This is a genomic window from Cupriavidus sp. HPC(L), assembly GCF_000307735.3.
In the GTDB taxonomy this organism is placed as follows: Bacteria; Pseudomonadota; Gammaproteobacteria; order Burkholderiales; family Burkholderiaceae; genus Cupriavidus.
In genome coordinates, this window is record NZ_AMPR02000319.1 from 1 (window position 1) to 2,387 (window position 2,387).

Sequence of the window (2,387 nt, forward strand, 5' to 3'; positions counted from 1 at the left end):
CCTGCGGCGCGCTCGCCGGCGTGCCGGTGGCCGCGGGTTGCGAGGCGCTCGGGAAGAACATCGAGGCGTGGCCGTTGGCGCGCTGCCAATTGTCGTAGAGCAGCACGAGGGACATCGAGAAGATGACCCAGAGGATGGTGCGTTTGATATCCATGTCTCGCTGTATCTGGGAATTCAGGGTCTGGGCAGCCGGACGCTGACCGGCGGGCGGGCGGCGTCGCGCGAAGGCGGCACCGGATCATACCCGCCTTGCGCGAAGGGATGACAACGGCACAGCCGGCGGGCGGCCAGCCAGCTGCCGCGCGCGGCGCCATGACCGAGGATGGCTTCGCGGGCGTAGTCGGAACAGGTCGGCAGGAAGCGGCACTGCGAGCCCAGGTACGGACTCAGCGCGATCTTGTAGAAGCGCAGCAGGGCAAGCAGGATAGGCTTCATGTCGGTGCCCTCGATCAGGCGCCGGAAGGCGAGGTGAGCGCAGCGGGCGGAGCGGACGGCAGGGGCCGGGCGGCGACTTCCATCAGCTCGGCCAGTTCGGCCTGGCAGGCCAGCCGGACTGCACGGCGGCTGGGAAATTCGGTGCGCGGGAACTTGGCCTGCAATCGCAGCAACACGTCGCGGCCGACCAGTTGGTCCTGCCGCTGGCGGAACAGTTCCCGCACCATGCGCTTCACCAGATTACGCTCGGCGGCGCGCGGCGCAAACTTCTTGCCGACCACGATGCCCAGCCGCCCCTGCGGCTGGCCGTTGGCGCGGACATAAAGCACGAAATGGGCGCTGCGGCGCCGCGGGCGCAAAGCAAAAACGGATGAAAACTCATCCGTCTTTGTGAGCCTCGCGGCTTTGGGGAAGGCATGGGTCGGCACGCTGGTCAGACTGGGCTGGCACGCGTTGCCGGGCCGTCCTGGGGGCAAGGCACAGGGGACAACGGCGAAGGGCGTCGGCCGGGACTCGACCGCGCCGGGCACCGCCATCATGCGCCGGCGTTTGCCGGCTGCATCGAGGCGGGCCGCCGTCCCGTCACCCGGCCCTTAGACTGCCAGGCGCTTGCGGCCCTTGGCGCGGCGCGCATTGATCACGGCGCGGCCGCCACGGGTCTTCATGCGCACGCGGAAGCCATGGGTACGCTTGCGGCGGGTAACGGAAGGTTGGTAGGTACGTTTCATGTTGCACTCTCTGGTTGATCTGGGCACGCCCGGCCGCGAAAGGGCCGTGGCTGCCGCGTATGGTTCGCATGGGGCCGCCGCGGATGCGGTACTGCCGACGCTTGTGATTGTCCTGAAGCTGACCTGACGCCGGCCTAGGGTGTCGCGATACAGGTTTCGCGACGCAGGCTGGGCGGGATGACCGCGCGGCTGGCGCGGGCGACCCGTGCTCAGGTCCGCCGCCGCTTATGAAGCGGGTCAGACCCGGCGATGCGCATACGAGATCCCCTGCCGCATCGCAGAACCCGCCATTTAACGGATTTTCCGCGCGCCTGTCAAGGCGGCTGTGGGAGGATGCCGCGGTGCGGGTGCACGCACAGGCAATCGCGGCCGATTTCTTGTCCACAGTGGTGCGAAGCACATTTTCGAGTGGCCTAAACAACGCTTTTTACGCGTGATGCGAAGGGAAATCCCCTTTCAAATCAAGCGATTGCCCTCTATAAGTGCCCGATGCGGCGCTGCAAGGTTGCAGGTTGTGCACAGTCATCCACCGAATTTTCACAAGTTGTCCACAGACTTATCCTTTGTGGATAACTTGGGCCGGGGGGTACAATCCCGGTCCAAACACAACACGGCCTGCGTGGCGCACGCACAACCCGAGGTGTGCAGGACATGACGGTTAGGCGGCTTGGCGGGCGGGGGACCCGGCAAGCCAGCTGCGGTAGCGGTCATGCCGGCACTCGGGAGACAGCGGCGCCCTTTTTTATTGGGACTCGGAAGACTGCTGACGTGACGACACGCGGCCGTGGCACTACCCAACAACAACCGATGCAAGATTTCTGGCAGGCGGCAGCCGCGCAACTCGAGCGCGAACTGACGCCTCAACAGTTCAAAACCTGGATCAAGCCGCTGGCGCCTGTGGCGTTCGACGAGAACGCCCTGTCGCTGCGCATCGCCGCGCCCAACCGCTTCAAGCTCGACTGGGTCAAGAGCCAGTTCTCGGGGCGCATCACCGCGCTCGCCTGCGAGTACTGGGAAGCGCAGGTGAGTGTCCACTTCGTCCTCGACCCTACCGCGTCGGGGCGTGCGGCAGCGAACGGCTATCCGGCCGCCAGCAATCCGGGCGGCGCGTACGGTGCCGCCCAGGATCCGGCCGCCCCGGGCGCTGTGGGTCCGGCCGCCCATCTGGCGCCGGCCTATGGCGCCGGCCAGCCAATGGGCCAGCCGCCGGCGCACGGCGGGCAG

4 protein-coding genes are annotated in these 2,387 nt (G+C 66.9%); 1 reads left to right on the forward strand and 3 read right to left on the reverse strand.

Features of this window, described 5'->3' with window-relative positions; translation table 11 throughout:
- Positions 1 to 174: 174 nt before the first annotated feature.
- From yidD to rpmH, 3 genes are all read right to left on the reverse strand, one after another.
- Positions 175 to 435 carry a membrane protein insertion efficiency factor YidD gene (gene yidD / locus B551_RS16495; RefSeq protein WP_006578233.1) on the reverse strand — a complete coding sequence of 87 codons (261 nt, stop codon included), beginning with the start codon at positions 433 to 435 and terminating at the stop codon, positions 175 to 177.
- A 14-nt stretch (positions 436 to 449) separates the two neighbouring features.
- The gene (gene rnpA / locus B551_RS16500) at positions 450 to 863 is read right to left on the reverse strand and encodes a ribonuclease P protein component (protein WP_156526473.1); all 414 of its coding nucleotides are present in this window, start codon (positions 861 to 863) and stop codon (positions 450 to 452) included.
- A gap of 165 nt (positions 864 to 1,028) precedes the next feature.
- Entirely contained in the window at positions 1,029 to 1,163 is a 135-nt protein-coding gene (gene rpmH / locus B551_RS16505; RefSeq protein WP_006578231.1) for a 50S ribosomal protein L34, read from the reverse strand.
- Positions 1,164 to 1,970: 807 nt separating this feature from the next.
- Here rpmH and B551_RS27120 point away from each other — a divergent pair.
- Positions 1,971 to 2,387: DnaA N-terminal domain-containing protein (locus tag B551_RS27120; RefSeq protein WP_043440348.1), on the forward strand; the 417-nt coding region annotated here is incomplete at its 3' end.